Here is a 16190-nt window from a genome sequence, read left to right as displayed (position 1 = left end):
GAATACATGCATTACGTACTCGTTGGCCCGGGAGCACTGGGGTGTCTGCTTGCATGCACTGCGGCGAAGGGATTAGGCAATGCCGATACTTTAACCATCCTCGATTATAACAGTGAACGGGCAAAACAGATAACGGCAAAGGGAGTTCTCTACCAGGAGGGTAAGACAGCAAGTTCTTTTGCCGTAAATGCAGTATCCGATCCCAACCAACTGAGCCCTGTCGATGTAGTGCTTTTATGCGTAAAATCCTACGACATTAAAAGCTGTCTTGATTTCTGCACCCCCTTCTTATCTGAGCAGACCCTGCTGATTTTTATGCAGAATGGCATCAGCCACCTGGCATGTGAGGCGGCCCTGCACGGAGCGGCAGCCGCCTACGGTACAACCACCGAGGGCGCCACTATCCTTGGCCACGGCCATGTCCTGCATGCCGGAAGAGGGACCACATTTCTCGGATTTCTCAATACACCCGCCAGCCACTTCAACACCCTGCTGCAGGCAACCAACGATCTCTTTGAGCGCGGCGGCATAGAGAGCCATCTTACCTCTGCTATCCTGACAAAACTCTGGGGAAAACTCTTTGTCAACGTAGGGATCAATGCCCTCACCGCGACTCTTGACTGCAAAAACGGAGAACTTCTCACCCTGCCCGGCGCCAGCGAGCGCATGGAAAATGCAATCCAGGAGGCCATCAAGGTGGCAAATGCGAAAAAGATTGAGATCATAGGCAACCCTGTTGAGGCGGCCCGTTCAGTATGTCAAAAAACAGCGGGTAATGTCTCGTCCATGCTCCAGGATGTGCGGAAAAAAAGAAAAACTGAAATTGACGCCATCAACGGTGCGGTGGTCGCTTTTGGCAAAAAACTCGGCATTGATACCCCTCAAAATAAACGACTCATGCAGCAGGTAAAAGACATTGAACGTACATACACCCAACAGGCCCATAGCTAAATTAACGGAAAATTCCATTCCGCTTTCCGAGATCGGTTTTGATTTTGACGGTGTTATTGCCGATACAGCCGAGACCTTTGTGCGAATTGCCGTAGAAAAATATGGTTACAACTCTTTTTCTAAAACTGATATCACCAACTTTGAGCTTGAGGAATGTCTTAGTATACCCAAAGAGACGGTTGAAAAAATCTTCACTGAAATCCTGTTGGACTCTCTTGGCACCGGCCTGCAACCCATGCCAGGTGCCATTGAGACACTGAGTACATTTGCCAGGTCCTCAAAACTTACCATAATCACTGCCAGACCCATCGATCAGCCCGTTCATGACTGGCTTGAAACCTATTTTGACAGTTCACTCCTTGTCAACATTCACATTGTCGCTACAGGAGACCACGATGACAAGATACGGCACATTCACGCCAACAGAATAAAGTATTTTGTCGATGATCGTGTGGCAACCTGCCAGTCCCTCATAAACGAAGATATTCATCCCATCGTCTACAATCAGCCCTGGAATCTGGGCCGACACAATCTTGCCTCTGTTTCTGGATGGGAAGATATTGCTCTTCTCATAAACATACCTCGGTAATCCGCCATGAAATGCCCGCACTGCCATGAAAACATCGAAGTCTACAGAAATCCTGTCCCTACTGTAGATATCATTATAGAAGTTGAAGGGAAAATAGTACTTATCGAACGCAAAAACCCACCACACGGATGGGCTATCCCCGGTGGTTTTGTCGATTACGGGGAATCCTATGAGACGGCAGCAATACGTGAAGCAGAAGAAGAAACCGGCATCAAAGTATCCAACCTGTTGCAATTTAGAACCTATTCAGACCCAAAAAGAGATCCACGCCAGCATACGGCCTCGACAGTCTTCATTGCAACCGGTAACACCCGGCCCGTTGCTGCAGATGATGCCCTGCGTGCTGAGCTCTTTTCCGAAGACAATTTGCCGGAACTTGTTTTTGATCATAAGATAATTCTCTCTGATTATTTCAAGGCCAGGAACAAGTAATGAACTCATTTATGCAATACTTTTAAGCAGAGAAACTACAAACAACAAAGGCCCCGTTTACTTTTAAGGTAAACGGGGCCTTTGTTGTTTGGTGCACAAATTCAACAGTGTTGTAACCGATAAAGCGGATAATTTTTAGTATCACAAAATAAGTACCTTAAAACAGAGTGATTTTCCGCAAAAAACAAGAGCTAAGCAGAGGCTTCAAATCACTGAAGTACGGTACTAAAATATTCTATGTAAAACCCAGTAGCCAAAAAGACCCATACCTATGGATCCATATATCATGAGTCAAGGCATACATTCGCTTCCGTATTTCCTGGCTATGGCGGCAAAAGTGGCAAGACCCAAAAGGCCTGCAATTACCACAAACACTATCTCTTTCATTGGAGTATTACCCCCTGATTTTTGGGCCCGGTTTCTTCCTGAGTCTGATAGATTCTGGTGTAACTTCCACCAGTTCGTCATCATTGATATAGGCGATACAGTCTTCCAGTGACATATCAGTATAAGGCGTCAGAATCACCGCTTCATCGGAACCGGAGGCTCTCATATTCGTCAACTTCTTACCTTTACCTGGATTTACCACCAGATCGTTTGATCGACTGCACTCTCCGACAATCTGTCCCTGGTAAAGTGGAGCACCAGGCCCAACAAACAGTTTGCCCCGCTCCTGCAGATTAAATAAGGCAAAAGCCACTGCGGTACAATTTTCTTTAACCACAAGAACGCCATTCACGCGGTGGCTGATTTCTCCTGCATAGGGGGCATACTCATCAAACACGTAGGCCATCATCCCCATACCCTTGGTATCGGTCATAAACTGTGAACGGTAGCCAAGCAGACCCCGGGTAGGAATAGAGAAGACCATCCTGGCCATTCCATTAAAATTACTCATTTCTTCCATCTGTCCCTTGAGCTTTCCAAGCTTTTCAATAACCGCACCCTGATATTGTTCGTCAACATCCACAGTGAGTTTTTCAAACGGCTCAAAGGTCCTGCCATCCACCTCTTTTAAGATAACCTGAGGGCGGGTTACCTGAAACTCATAACCCTCGCGGCGCATTTTCTCAATGAGGATGGAAAGATGCAATTCTCCACGACCCGACACCCGGAACCCTACAGCATCTTCAAGCACAGAATACTGCAAGGCAACGTCAGAAAGTACCTCTTTTTGCAGTCGCTCACCAATGTGTCTGGAGGTAACAAACTTCCCTTCCTTACCCGCAAAGGGGGAGTCATTAGGAACAAAGTTCATGGAGATAGTCGGTGGATCGATTGTGATAAGCGGCAGTGGGGTTGGGTTTTCTGAATCAGTAAACGTCACCCCGACGGTTACATCATCCATACCTGCAACGGCTACAATTTCGCCGACTCCGGCTGAATCTACAGCAACCTTTTCATCACATTCAAAGCGGAATATTTTAGAAATCCGTACAGGCTTGATAGAACCGTCACGACGGGCAACCACGATGGGCTGATTGAGTTCCATGGTGCCGTTGACAACCTTGCCGATCCCAAGTCTTCCAAGATACGGAGAGTAGTCGATGGTACCGACCTGCATCTGCAGTGGCTTGTCTTTATCACCTGAAGGTGCAGGGGTGTGATCGACAATCATCTGCGAAATGTGTTCCATCGTACCACCGTCAACAACGGGGTCCTCTGGGTCGAGCAGAGAGAAACCATTTTTTGCAGAAGCATAAACAATGGGGAAATCAAGAATATGGTCTGGAGCATTGAGTTTGACAAAAAGGTCAAACACCTGATCCACCACCCATTCACAGCGTGCAGCAGGCTTGTCGATTTTATTGATGACAACAATGACGGGCAGGTTATTCTCCAGCGCCTTTTTCAAAACGAAATAGGTCTGGGGCATTGGTCCTTCCTGTGCATCCACGAGCAGCAATGCGCCATCGGCCATCCGCAGAACACGCTCCACCTGGCCACCAAAATCGGCATGGCCCGGGGTGTCGATAATATTGATCCAGTAATCCCGGTATTTATAGGAACCATTTTTGGCGGTAATGGTAATGCCTCGCTCTTTTTCCAAGTCCATGGAATCCATGAGCCTCTCGGAAACTTCCTGGTTGTCACGGAACATACCTGAATTTTTGAAAAGCTGATCTACAAGTGTTGTTTTTCCATGATCAACGTGGGCGATAATTGCCACATTCCTAATTTTACTCTGATCCATGTTCTACCTATGTGATGTCTTAAGAAAAGCTTTCCTGTAAATAGAAAAACTCAGTAACTGCAATTTTATATAAAAAGAAGGCGATGCCGGACCCGATACCGCCATTATTGCAACATTTGCCTCAGAAAACTTTATAGTTTAACATGGATTGAATTCACCTGCAAGTAAAGCTTGCAAGGCAATTTGGCCAACCGGCACATAATCTGCCCCAGTATCTTCTTAATGTTCCGAGAAAATAAAAGAGTATTGAGACAAAATCGTCAGAGAGTTTAGACCTATTCACCAGGCTTACTCTCGCAACCTTTACCTCCTGCGGATCAGCCCCAGTGCCTACTTGTCCTATAAATCAGAAAGCACAAGAGCCCTTGCATTGGCGGAACGGAGCAGGGTTGGGATGTTATCGTCAACATAATCAAAGACCCTGGCCCGTTTGTTTTTAGCAGGCCGCATTACCCGGCCGATAACCTGAAGCAGTCTGCCCTCAAAACTGATTGGAGTTGTGAGAAAAAGAGTCGATAATCCCGGACAGTCAAAGCCCTCGGAAATAAGCTGCAGTGTCGCCACCAGAACCTGAACGTTGCCACTTAGAACATTTTCTACAACCTCATTTCTATGCTCAGCGGACAACTGCCCTGAGAGCAGTTCCGCCTGTAGGCCTTTTTTCTGAAGCTGTTCGACAAAGAGCTCGCAGTGGCTCACTCTGTCAGAAACGACCAGAATTGTTCCGCAATCTATTTTTTTTGAGACCTTCACAATATCATTTATGATTTGCAGGTTTCGGCCTTCGTGTCTGACCAGTGCTTTAATAAGAGCCTGATAATCGCCTCTGTAGCCATAGTTAAAGGCTGTGGAAGTGCGTATAATCTCAGGGGCAAGAATTGCCCCGGTTGACATAAGTTCGTCGCGATCCACCCTATGAATTCTGTCCCCCATAAAAAAATAAATCAATTTGGTCATTTCATCATCACTACGAAAAGCGGTGGCGGATAGCCCGAGGAGATAATGGCAGTCAAAAGCCGAAACAACATCGGTGAACAGGCTGGCAGGAACACGGTGGCATTCATCTACGATCAGCTGACCAAAGTGGGGAAAAAGATCTTCCACTTTTTTTCTCGCAGAATTAACAATGGCTATGGTCACAGCCCGGAGTTCAAAATGTCCATCCCCGACAAGTCCGGCTTCAATCCCGAGAAACTGTGCCACCCTTTCCTGCCACTGGTACAGCAGTTCTTTGGTATGCACCACAACAAGGGTAGGTTGACGTCGCCTGGCGAGAAGCGCCAGGGCCATCACGGTCTTGCCGCTGCCCGTACCCGCCTCGATCACTCCAAAAGATTTGTGCTCCGCTTTCTTTACTGCTTCTTCCTGATAGGGTCTGAGGTCTCCACTAAAATTTAAGATGAGTTGCTCAAGCAGTCTTCTTTTATCAACAATTTCCGGGTCACACCCCGCAAATTCACGACAAAGGAGTACAGCCTGATTGGAAAAACCCCGGGGAAAGCGCAGTCCACCAGGAACAGGGTCGTAGTATTTCAACTGCGGTTTTAAATTTTTACCGATCCAGCGTCCATATTTTTTGGCGGCGGAGTACTGCGGGTTATCGATGGTCAGGCGCTTTTTTATTTCCTGCTCAAGAGCAAATTCGATTCCCGTAAGCAGGCAGTCTGAACTAACGGTCAAAATAGGAGGCATAGGTGACAATCTCAGTCTAATAGTTTAGTATGGTAAAATTCTTAATGCTATTCGCACCTGAGTGCTTTATTCTCAGACAGGGTGCCACGCAGACCATGCAGGCAACTGCTCAATTCAACAATCCACAACAACATACACCATAAGAATTCTGTACTCCCTTGCCAAATACACTGTGCCACATAGGAATCCAGGCGCCACTAAACGGCTTCGTCCTCGATAAAAAACTGCTTCTCTGGGTCATTATCGCCTGTATCATTCCCGATCTCCCGTGGATTGAACTCAAAGTGCTTCTCGCCTGCACAGCCATCAATCCGTACGATCTACGTCTGTACTGCACGCCCCAGGCCAGCCTTCTCCTCTGTTTACTCCTCGGAGCAGGCCTAAGCCTCTGGACCCGGAATTCTGTTACGATATTTTCCATCCTTGCCCTCAACAGTCTGATACACCTGCTGCTTGATTCTTTACAGATAAAGTGGGGCAATGGTGTTAACATCATTTCACCTGTCAACTGGCATCTTTTTCATCTCGATCTTTTCTGGCCGGAATACCTTGGGATTACTTTTTTCACAGTTCTAGGCTTTATCTACCTGATGTACAACTGGAAAAAACTCTCTGCCGGCAGCAGCATGGAACTCAGTGTAAATACGACGAAACGAGGTATAGGTGGCCTTCTCATTCTCCTCTATTTTATCACTCCGTTCTATTTTATCGACCAGCTGGAAGAGGCAGACACCTATTTTATCCACACCATGAAAGATGTCGAGAATAGACCGGGTAAAACCATTATGCTTGATCGGGCACACTACTTTGCCGGGACAAAAGATGTGCAGATATACAGCGGTGAACGTCTGGATCTGACTGGAAATCTACCGCCGCAATCAGGAAGAGTTTCTTTTTCAGGGGTTTTTCAGGACAGTCACACCATTGCAATCCACGACTTCCACTGCCATACAGACCACAGAGATCTCGCATCAATCATTGGCCTTTTTATGGCTTGCGTTTTAGTCATTCAGTCCTTAATCTTAGGCAAATTTTATTCTCATAAATCTCAACAAGGTTAGCGTCCATGCATCTCTTTTTTAGACTGACTCTTTTTACCCTCTTACTTCTCGCTTCTTTTAACCAGAGGGCGATAGCTCAGAACCAGTCAGAACCAATACGCCTGACCATCCCCCAAAGCGTGATCACTCAGGTGATACGAGCCTTGTTGCCCATCCATATTGACACCCATTCCAAATCAGTCGACGGGGATATCACCATCATTAATATCAGTAACCTGCAACTCACAGAGGGACATCTGGCCTGCCGCCTTCATCTGGCGGGAAACAATCTTGCACTGCTCACAGAGATCGCAGGTCATGATATACGTCTCAAGGTGGGAGCTATAGAACTCGACGTAACAAGTGATGCAGCCCTTCGTTTTGACCCCAAAAAGCAGACACTCTATATAAAACCGGTAATTAATGATGTTGCTAAAAACAACACCGGGGGAAATGGTGAGATCGGAAAAGCTCTGATTGCCATGCTCAACGGCAGAGAATACCCTGTAAGCATGAAAAACCTCGACCCGCTTGTTGCAGAAGCTGGAGCGAAAACCGTCACCATCAACACCAAAATCGCCAACATAGAGGCTAAGCCAAAAGAAGTACAGCTCAGCCTCCATCCCATGATCTCAACCCAATAAAGGGGGGTTACCAGACCAGGTCATCGGGTATTTTATACTCCGCATATGGATCATCGGGATCGTCAGAATCGTCACCGGTTCTGTCATTTAAGATAACGACCGTTTTACTGTCAATAGCGGTTATTTTCTCGACAATAGCACGGGGGATAACCTCGAACTGTTCACTTAAAACGACGATCCCAAGACGACCGTCACTCAGTTTGTCCGCTACCTCTTTGGCAACAAAAATGCGTTGGATCTTCCCCGAAACGTTAAAACGATAGGCGATACCCTTCTCATCTTTTTCTACCCTGTTTTGCTCAACAAACTGCTTTATCCTGGCCGCTTCCTCACGTTTTTTCAGTTTGATGTCCCGCTCCTGGTTCAGCTGCCGCGCCCGGGCCTTCTTTTTCTCCTCTGCCTTTTGTGCCAGAAGAACATTCTCATCTATGACCTGGGTATTACGCCCTGCTTTCCCCTGTTGCTTCTTGGTCTGGTGTTGTTGCTTTTTGGTCTCTTTCGCCTTCTTTTTGTCAACAAGTCCAAGGGCCAACAACTGATCCTGAAATGATTTTCCCATCTCGATATACACCAAATTTATAAGTAAACGATTTGCCCCAGACCTGTAGCAATGGGCCAGGGTATTTGTAAAAAAGGTATTGTAGCGAACTTTTTGCTTTTTTAAAAGCAGGGCTTCACAAAAGACAGTCTTTTGGGTCCTTGTCTTCACAACGGCACAACAGGTCAACAAGAACCCCTCACTGCGGTCATGAGCTCTTACCCACTACCCGTTTTCATGTTTGAGCAACCGGTTACCCACTTCTATTACTCTTTCAAAGAATTTATCCACATCAACGTGAGTCGTTGCTGGATTGGTGAGCAGAAGCCGCATAACCATTTTACCATCAATATAGGCAACACCCACAAGACTGAGCCCCTCCTGATACAGAGTAGTTCGCAGGCCAAGATTGAAACTGTTTGCACGTTCTTCCGCAACCTTATAACGGAAACAGATATTAAAGGCGGTCCTGTCGACTACCATTTCCAGCTCCGGACTCTTTCTCACAAGCTTTTCTGCATATTCACACAGCAGGAGATACCCTTCTACCCGTCTTGCAAAACCTTCTTTACCAAAATATTTCCAGTCGAGAAACCATTTCAGACTATCAACTCTTCGTCCGCACTGCAGTGACACCGTACCAAAGTCCTCTACTTCGCTGACGTGCTCATCTCTAAACAGATAGCTGCCGTCTCCAGCACTCAGAACATTGCCAAAGGTATGGACGCTCTTATTGATGAGCAGAATATTGCACACCAGGGAAGAACCGAGCATTTTATGAAAATCGCAGGTAAAAGAATCCGCTTCCTCAAGACCGGCAAGATATTTCGCCTTCAACTTCGGACTAAAAACAGCCGCTCCTCCCCAGGCTCCATCCACGTGCAGCCAGAACCCAAATTGTTTTCGCAGCTGAACCAGTGGCAAAATGGGATCATACGCCCCCCGCACAGTTGTGCCTGCAGTTGCCGCAACAAAAAAGGGGGCGCCCCCTTCAGCCACAACCTTTTCAAGGCTCTGCCGCAACGCTTCAGGGACCATCTCACCGTTATCATTCAATGTCACCTTGATGAGCTGGCCGGTACCAATCCCTAAAATATTCGCGGCCTTGTCCATGGAATAGTGGGCATCAGCACCAACAAAGGCAAAAAGTTTTTTCTGGCCGGTGAGCCCATCAATTTTCACCTGTGCGTTCCAGGTATTTCTGGCAGACATCATGGCAATCATGTTTGCATTCGACGAGCCTGTGGTCATCTGCCCCTCCCCCTGAACAAAGCCGGTAATCTCCAGCATTTGTTCGATCATATATTTTTCAATAAGGGTTGAAACCGGACCGGACTCAAAGGTACAGGCAGAGGTGTTTGTTACGGCAGTTATAATTTCTCCCACCACCGACGGCAGATTTGCCCCCACCCACATTCTATTGACAAAGGCAGGATGGTTGGTTTTGACAGAATAAGTGAGATATTTTTCCACCCATTCAAAGACAGCATCCCAGTCTCCATTTTTCTCCGGCCCATCCAAATTCAGGATTTCGGCAAGGGTATTGGGGCTACGATACTCCAGAACTTTCCCTTCTTTTTCTGTAGCGCGGTAGGTTTGAATAACCGTCAGTAATCGGCTGAATATCTCGCTCTCATTCATTGTTTATCACGACTTATATATTACAACGACGCTTCGCTCTCAGCAGCTGGTACACGCGCATCGTAAAGAATATTATCACCCCCACCAGAGAGGAAAAAAGTCCAAAGAAGTGGAATAATGATCCAATTTGCCAATTAATTTGGAATCAGATTTTTAGCAACCAAATAATCAGTATGTTTTTCCCAACTCCCTTGCCAACTATGATTTTCTGATGGCAAGGACCACATTTGCACCAAAAATAAGCACTGCCCCACACCAACCGGCAAACTCAAGAGGAACATCTCCGGCAATAAACGGTCCCAGCAGTGCCGCAAGCAAAATTCGTGAAGACGAGATAATGGAGCCTTCCACGGCCGTGACAAAAAGGAAACCGTAAGTCAGAAGATACTGCCCCATAACACCGGCCACAGAGCAGGTGAGAAGATAAAACAGCTCTTTTTTCCCCGGCAAAAAAATATCTTCATGAAAAAAACAGATCATAAATACAGCACCAAAACCAAATAAGACAAAGAGAATTGTCTGGGAATCGTGGCAGCGTCTGCTGACATTGAGATAAATAATAGCAATCGCCGCACTGATACCGGAGATCAAACCCCAGATATTGCCAACACCAGTGCTAAAATCTCCAGGCGCTAAAACCAGCCATATCCCGATAAAGGCAATAAAAACAACAAAGACCAAAAAGAGATCCCTCTGACCCTTCAGAACGATCCAGGAAAATATCGCTACAAAAAGTGGGTAGGTCATATTGAGAATATTTGCCTCTGCAACGGAACCAAGAGCGACAGCCTTGTAAAAACAGAAAACTGCAACGGTATTGGCTATGGTTCTGCCCAGCAGATAGTGATAATTCCTTGGCTGAAAACGCTGTTTTTGAATGGCCATTGTTGAAGAAACGACAACAAAGCCCAGGAGAAATCTCGCAAACACAAAATAGGAAGATTCTATAGACACCGACAGACTTGACCTGCGGATAACTACAGTCGCCAGGTAAAAGCAGAAGGTCGAGCCAAAAACAGCAAGCCAGCCGAACAGCTGCCGATGGAAATTTTCAGTCTTTTTTTCAAGCAGCATGGCCGGTATTAATCCCCAGTGACACAGACAATGTCTGTTGATTGCTCCCCCCAACTTATCAAATACACACTCAAGGCAGACTGAGTAATACCACAACGGCGCGACGAGGACCAGCTTATCCTTCATCGTAGTACAAGATACAGAAATATTTACACAAAATCGATTTCCCGCTTGGATATTTTTTCTTTTGAGGTATTTTGATATTCAAGCCCTAACCCGTAGGAGTCACCCGTGGCTCCTGTTGTCGTCATTTCTTTTTAGAGAGGTTACCATGGCAAATTTTCTTTTTGTGTTACAATCCAATGACAACGAAAAAGCAACCCGTTGTTTCCAGTTTGCAAAGATTGCCCATTCTAAAGGCCACAAGGTGAACATGTTTTTCATAGACAGTGGTGTTGACTGGGCAATAGCCGGAAAGGATGGCAGTAACAAAACCGTTACCGGTGACTGTCCTGCGGACTACCTCCCCTACCTTATTGAAAACGAGGTTACCACAGGTATCTGCACTCCATGCGCCAAGAATCGAAACCTAGATGAGGCAAAGTTCAACTCCAACATGGTACTTGATGGCGGTCCACATCTAATTGATTTGGCTGCTGAAGCCAAAGTCTTCAACTTTTAAGGGCTGGCCAGGAGTAAGAAGAAAAGCGACAGTGAATGGTACATTTTACTGTTGCAGACTTTCTCATGGCCTGTAAACAAACTACAGTTCACTGCAGTAAAAAACCGGAAAAGCCAGCAGGCCATTCCGGTTTTCATCTTTTCAGGGGATGCACCCCTGTCAATACAGTACAGATGTATTTTTTCTAACTCATCTTGGCCTGCGCCATAAGGTAGCTGTTCAAAGCCTCTTGCAGGGTACGCACGGCAAGATGGGCACAGTGCTCCTCAGACTCTGGAAAACGGCCTATCTCATCTAAAACATCTTTGCCCCGGAGATCCAAAACCTCAGTAAAGCTCTTTCCCATTGCAAGCTCGGCTGTAAAAGAACCTGCAATGGAACTGGAACTACAGCCGTCGGTAAAATACCCCACCTCTGCGACTTTTTCACCATCGATCCGGAGGTACATTTCCATCGTATCGCCACAATCTCCTGTGAGCCTGGCATAGCCATCTGCATCTTCAAGACGGCCACAAAACTTAGGATTTCTCCAGCGGTCAAAACCTTTTTCACCAAGAGCTTGCCGTGCCTCATCAAAGACTTCGCCCTGAATTTGATTAATCAGGGCATCAAATTCATCGTCATTCATTACAGTCCTTCCTTCATTCACGAAAAATGCTACCAGTGACCGTCCGTGTTTGCCCCTTCACTATAGGTCACATTGCCGCTTTTGAACTTTGCAACAACCTCTTCAACCGTACCGGTAATATCACTCACCACCTTCAGCCCTGCAGCCGTTACAGTTTTATAAGCATTTGGCCCACAGTATCCCGTCAGCAAAACCCCTGCTCCCTTATCGGCAACCATGGTCGCCGCCTGAATACCTGCGCCTTTGAAGGCATTTACATTGGTGCTGTTGTCCAAGGCTTCAAACGCCATGGTTTCAGTATCCACAATAAGGATAAAGGGTGCACGACCAAAGCGTGGATCTGTCTCTGAAGAAAGATCTTCTCCCTTTGAAGTAACTGCTACTTTCATTGGTCTACCTCTTTTAGTATTGACCTCATTCCGTTTCACGGAAATTAAGCCTACATAAGGACCTTGCAGACCATCTCCTGTTTCATTACAGGAAACCATCTGCAAGGTACAATTTTTCTTTTAGTGACCGCCACCACCGCCGCAAACCTGATCATCACCAATGATAGGCAGTTTTTCTGCAATCATATCCTCAACGACCGGACGGATATCTCTTCTCTCGCCATCGTAGTAAACATCTATACCGACCTGATTGAAGCCCTGCAAGGGGCGCATACCGATACCGCCTACGATCAGACGCTGAACCTTGGCTTCTGCCAGAAGATTTACAGGGACCATACAGCCACCCTGAACATGCTCTTTGTTCTGTAAAATGGTTACTTCTTTGATCTGCCCATCTTCCACATCAATCAGGGTAAATACGTCACAATGACCAAAATGCCCTGCGCGCATGCCGTCAAGTCCGCCTTGTCCTTCCGATGGTACTGCTATACGTACTGTTGCCATTCTCACTACTCCTTTTTTAGTTTATTGAATTACTGCTGAAAAATCCTTTATTCCCATCGTGTTCATCGATGGCGAACTCATTATCTTCCTCCATGTATCGAGGAGGGCTATTGCAGCCTCTGATTCCGGAGCCTGCTCTAAAACACTTTTCCCCTGTATCATTGCTTCTGTGAAAACTGGATCAAAAGGAATACGCCCAACCAGCTGCATATTTCTTTTTGCGGCATATTCCTCAATCTCTCTGGTCATATCGGAATTGAGATCATATTTATTGACACAGACAAGGCCAGGCACCTTGAAATGTGCCGCAAGTTCTGCCACCCGCTGCATGTCATGCAGCCCTGAGACCGTTGGTTCCACGATGATAACCAGCGCAGTTGCCCCACCAATGGAGGCAATAACCGGACAACCAATGCCTGGAGGGCCATCGGTGAGAATGATACCGCAACCTTTGGCCTCAGCCAGTTTTCTGGTTTCCTGGCGTACAAGGCTGACAAGTTTTCCTGAATTTTCTTCCGCGATACCAAGCCTTGCATGAACCATAGGCCCAAAGCGGGTATCCGACTTGTACCACTCACCACACTGCTGAACAGTAAAATCAATAGCCGTTTCAGGGCAGAGATCAACGCAAACCCCGCATCCTTCGCAACTGAGGGGATCGATCACGAAATCCTCGGAGATTGCGTTAAATTTACAAAGTTCCAGACAGCGGCCGCATTCGACACAGTCATCCTGGCGTATAGCTGCAATAGAACCGCCCATAAAGGCATTGCGCTCTCTCACGACAGGAGCCATCAAAAGATGAAGATCTGCGGCATCAACGTCAGCGTCACAGAGGACACCGTTTTCGGCAAGGGCTGCAAAAGAAGCTGTTACACTGGTTTTTCCGGTTCCGCCCTTTCCACTGACGATTACAAGTTCCCTTATCATCATGACTCCTTTTCAACTGAACTATACTTTTCAATTTTTGCGTACAACGCTCGAAACTTATCAGCGTAGTCCGGAAAAGCCTCGACGATTGGAATTCCCCGTGAGTAGGCCTCTGCAATCTTTCGGTCGAAAGGAATCTCCATGAGAACAGGAATATTCTCTTCTGCTGCATAGTCTTTGACCCCACTGTTTCCCATGTCAGCCCGGTTGATCACCAGACCACTGGGAATTCCGAGCACCTTTACCGCTTCCACGGCAAGTTTGAGATCATGCAGACCAAAAGGTGTTGGCTCTGTCACCATCAGAACGAAATCCGTTCCCTTCATTGCCGCAATTACCGGGCATGAGGTCCCAGGAGGAGCATCAATTATTGTAATATCGCGCTCTCTCTCTTTGGTCCTCACTTTTTTGATGAGGGGTGGAGACATCGCCTCTCCGACTCGCATACGCCCCAGATAAAAGCCGAGGTTTCCACTGTGTCCAGACTCCAGTACCCCCAGTTCACGGGTGGAAGCTGAAATCGCACCCTCAGGACAGACCTCAATACAGCCTTCACAGCTGTGGCACATCTCCGGAAATACCAGAACGGTTTTCCCGGCAACTGCGAGGGCCGAGAATCGACAGATATCCGTACACTTTCGACAGAGGTTACATTTTTCGCTATCGATCACAGGGATGAAGGTGGTAACCGGCTCAACCTTATCCATCGTTGGTTTTATAAATAAATGGGCATTGGGCTCTTCGACGTCACAATCCAGGAGGTTAACATCGCCGTTAAGCGACAGCGCCAGATTGGTCGCCACCGTTGTTTTTCCTGTTCCGCCCTTCCCGCTTGCAATACTTATGATCATTACCTTGTCTCTCCAGATCTCAAGAATTCATGAGACCCATTATTGAGTTAAGAATTTCAACCATTTTATGTGCTTGATCCACATCTGGTTTCTCGGTGAGCTGCATGAAGAGTCCGTATCCTTCGGTGGCTTCATGGAAATCATCATGGGAAAGTGAGCTTACCATGGCACAGTTTACCAAAGGATGGTGCTTCATGAGTTTTTTGACAAAATCAAGACTCGTCTGATCGCCTGCTGTTTTACCAACAACGACAACATCCACCTTTTCAGCTGCGACTATCTCAAATGCCTTGGCAGCAGTATTGACGACCCCCAGAGAGGTATCCCAGCCTTGAGGCAATCCTGTTATAAATGTATCGAATTCACCGGGCTCCCCGGTCACAAACAATATACGTGTCATTCTTTACTCCAATTGATTTTAAATTCTACCGGGGAGCGGTATCGATCTTTCCAGCCGACCTTTTCCTTCCGTTTACTCAGAACCGGACTCCCTGTTTTCAAGGACTTCTATCTTCTGCATAAGTGAGGCAAGCGCCTCCTGGGTCTTTTGATACTCAGCCTTTAGATTCGAGAGTTCATCGTTCTGCCTGGTAGAAAAACGCTGATCCCCCCCAACCTCTGTCTGGGCAAATCTCCCTGGTCCAGACTGAAAAAAAGAGCCTCGGCATCGGCCCCCCATTCCTCGCCCAAGACCACCTCTTTGCCTGGCCAGATAGAGGTCATCGGTTCTATTGCACATTCCCCGCTGTCTTCCTGTCATTGGTCCGTTACCTTCAGGTCCCTGTCTATTTAATCCTGGCATGATGTATCCTCCTTTTAAAGGTTAACCAGTCATTGATGCGTTCCAGATATTTTAGGCGCATCCAGCTTTATCCCTGACTCTCCACCCTCTTATATCTTCCACGACAACATCTTCCATGACGGCAGCCCGGCATGGAAAATTCGGAGAAATCTCTCTTTTTCAGATACCCCTCTATGAGAGCTTCCACTTCTCCCGCCAAAAATGATGCGACCTCTACCCCGGACGCTTCAACCCTCCTCACGGCAGTCTCACACATAGCACCACAAATAAGGAGCTCAATTCCTTTTTCTTTTAACAGGGCAAGAAAACTCTCGTATCGATTCGGCTGGAATACCCTGACCTCACGATCAACGACATCATTCCCGTCCACATCGAGTAAAAGCAAGGTACTCGCCGCATCAAAAACCGGGGAGATGCGGTTGCCCCAGACAGTAATCGCAATTTTCATAGGTCAGTACTCCTTCTCCTTTTCTGTTCACTGAGAAGCAAGGATAGGGCCAACCACCCTAATAAAAACGCAAACTACTGTTTTTATGTATTTATTTTAAAATATGAAGTTCAACAGGAAGGGATACTGAGTCGCATGAACGCGACCCTTGTCGCGCTCAACAGTCGCAAGTTGCGACCGTACTGTGAAACCCTGCGACTCTATGCATATACTTGTGGCGG

Annotated in this window: 19 protein-coding genes; 6 read left to right on the top strand and 13 right to left on the bottom strand. The window is 46.9% G+C overall.

From position 1 onward, the window contains the following. Nucleotides 1-6: 6 nt before the first annotated feature. From FCL48_RS14480 to FCL48_RS14470, 3 genes are read left to right on the top strand one after another with little or no spacing between them, the layout of a single operon-like run. Complete coding sequence (locus FCL48_RS14480; protein ID WP_169309232.1) at nucleotides 7-951, top strand: ketopantoate reductase family protein; 945 nt, start codon at nucleotides 7-9, stop codon at nucleotides 949-951. Next, complete coding sequence (locus FCL48_RS14475; RefSeq protein WP_240744852.1) at nucleotides 917-1540, top strand: hypothetical protein; 624 nt, start codon at nucleotides 917-919, stop codon at nucleotides 1538-1540. The genes FCL48_RS14480 and FCL48_RS14475 overlap by 35 nt, the downstream gene beginning before the upstream one ends. A 6-nt stretch (nucleotides 1541-1546) precedes the next feature. After that, nucleotides 1547-1972, top strand: a complete 426-nt coding sequence (locus FCL48_RS14470; RefSeq protein WP_136873002.1) for an NUDIX hydrolase — start codon at nucleotides 1547-1549, stop codon at nucleotides 1970-1972. Nucleotides 1973-2366: 394 nt separating this feature from the next. Here FCL48_RS14470 and typA read toward each other — a convergent pair whose 3' ends face one another. Continuing rightward, on the bottom strand, nucleotides 2367-4166 hold the full coding sequence (gene typA, locus FCL48_RS14465) for a translational GTPase TypA (RefSeq protein WP_136873001.1): 1800 nt from the start codon (nucleotides 4164-4166) through the stop codon (nucleotides 2367-2369). Nucleotides 4167-4505: 339 nt separating this feature from the next. Beyond that, nucleotides 4506-5858 (bottom strand): DEAD/DEAH box helicase, encoded by a 1353-nt coding sequence (locus FCL48_RS14460; protein ID WP_136873000.1) that lies wholly within the window; start codon nucleotides 5856-5858, stop codon nucleotides 4506-4508. 158 nt (nucleotides 5859-6016) lie between these two features. Between FCL48_RS14460 and FCL48_RS14455 the strand changes: the two genes are divergently transcribed. Further along, nucleotides 6017-6919, top strand: a complete 903-nt coding sequence (locus FCL48_RS14455) for a hypothetical protein (RefSeq protein WP_136872999.1) — start codon at nucleotides 6017-6019, stop codon at nucleotides 6917-6919. A gap of 5 nt (nucleotides 6920-6924) precedes the next feature. Beyond that, nucleotides 6925-7542, top strand: a complete 618-nt coding sequence (locus tag FCL48_RS14450) for a hypothetical protein (protein ID WP_136872998.1) — start codon at nucleotides 6925-6927, stop codon at nucleotides 7540-7542. Between the two features lie 7 nt (nucleotides 7543-7549). On the opposite strand, the gene FCL48_RS14445 is transcribed toward FCL48_RS14450, so the two are convergent. The 3 genes from FCL48_RS14445 to FCL48_RS14435 form a co-directional block, all read right to left on the bottom strand. Beyond that, nucleotides 7550-8101, bottom strand: coding sequence for a DUF2058 domain-containing protein (locus tag FCL48_RS14445; RefSeq protein ID WP_136872997.1), 552 nt, complete (start codon nucleotides 8099-8101; stop codon nucleotides 7550-7552). Nucleotides 8102-8305: 204 nt separating this feature from the next. Further along, entirely contained in the window at nucleotides 8306-9721 is a 1416-nt protein-coding gene (locus FCL48_RS14440; RefSeq protein ID WP_136872996.1) for a pyridoxal-dependent decarboxylase, read from the bottom strand. 198 nt (nucleotides 9722-9919) lie between these two features. Continuing rightward, nucleotides 9920-10795 (bottom strand): DMT family transporter, encoded by an 876-nt coding sequence (locus FCL48_RS14435; protein WP_136872995.1) that lies wholly within the window; start codon nucleotides 10793-10795, stop codon nucleotides 9920-9922. Between the two features lie 271 nt (nucleotides 10796-11066). Here FCL48_RS14435 and FCL48_RS14430 point away from each other — a divergent pair, with 271 nt between their 5' ends. Beyond that, nucleotides 11067-11417 carry a DsrE family protein gene (locus tag FCL48_RS14430; protein WP_136872994.1) on the top strand — a complete coding sequence of 117 codons (351 nt, stop codon included), beginning with the start codon at nucleotides 11067-11069 and terminating at the stop codon, nucleotides 11415-11417. A 184-nt stretch (nucleotides 11418-11601) separates the two neighbouring features. On the opposite strand, the gene FCL48_RS14425 is transcribed toward FCL48_RS14430, so the two are convergent. From FCL48_RS14425 to FCL48_RS14390, 8 genes are all read right to left on the bottom strand, one after another. Beyond that, nucleotides 11602-12045, bottom strand: coding sequence for an iron-sulfur cluster assembly scaffold protein (locus FCL48_RS14425; protein ID WP_136872993.1), 444 nt, complete (start codon nucleotides 12043-12045; stop codon nucleotides 11602-11604). Between the two features lie 29 nt (nucleotides 12046-12074). Further along, on the bottom strand, nucleotides 12075-12434 hold the full coding sequence (locus FCL48_RS14420; protein ID WP_136872992.1) for a NifB/NifX family molybdenum-iron cluster-binding protein: 360 nt from the start codon (nucleotides 12432-12434) through the stop codon (nucleotides 12075-12077). Nucleotides 12435-12554: 120 nt separating this feature from the next. Beyond that, on the bottom strand, nucleotides 12555-12938 hold the full coding sequence (locus tag FCL48_RS14415; protein ID WP_136872991.1) for a NifB/NifX family molybdenum-iron cluster-binding protein: 384 nt from the start codon (nucleotides 12936-12938) through the stop codon (nucleotides 12555-12557). A 21-nt stretch (nucleotides 12939-12959) separates the two neighbouring features. Further along, nucleotides 12960-13865, bottom strand: a complete 906-nt coding sequence (locus FCL48_RS14410) for an ATP-binding protein (RefSeq protein WP_136873076.1) — start codon at nucleotides 13863-13865, stop codon at nucleotides 12960-12962. 2 nt (nucleotides 13866-13867) lie between these two features. Next, nucleotides 13868-14719, bottom strand: coding sequence for an ATP-binding protein (locus FCL48_RS14405; RefSeq protein WP_136872990.1), 852 nt, complete (start codon nucleotides 14717-14719; stop codon nucleotides 13868-13870). Nucleotides 14720-14738: 19 nt separating this feature from the next. Beyond that, a complete protein-coding gene (locus FCL48_RS14400) occupies nucleotides 14739-15119 on the bottom strand; it encodes a hypothetical protein (RefSeq protein ID WP_136872989.1) in 381 nt (126 codons plus the stop codon). A gap of 72 nt (nucleotides 15120-15191) precedes the next feature. Next, nucleotides 15192-15521: a DUF5320 domain-containing protein gene (locus FCL48_RS14395; protein WP_136872988.1), complete on the bottom strand. Its 330-nt coding sequence runs from the start codon at nucleotides 15519-15521 to the stop codon at nucleotides 15192-15194. Nucleotides 15522-15588: 67 nt separating this feature from the next. After that, nucleotides 15589-15969, bottom strand: a complete 381-nt coding sequence (locus FCL48_RS14390; protein ID WP_136872987.1) for a NifB/NifX family molybdenum-iron cluster-binding protein — start codon at nucleotides 15967-15969, stop codon at nucleotides 15589-15591. Between the last annotated feature and the right edge of the window lie 221 nt (nucleotides 15970-16190).

The sequence above is a fragment of the Desulforhopalus sp. IMCC35007 genome (genome assembly GCF_005116575.1).
Classification (GTDB): Bacteria; Desulfobacterota; Desulfobulbia; order Desulfobulbales; family Desulfocapsaceae; genus Desulforhopalus_A.
The sequence above is the reverse complement of the archived record's forward strand: the minus strand, read 5'-3'. Positions and strand labels throughout refer to the sequence as shown.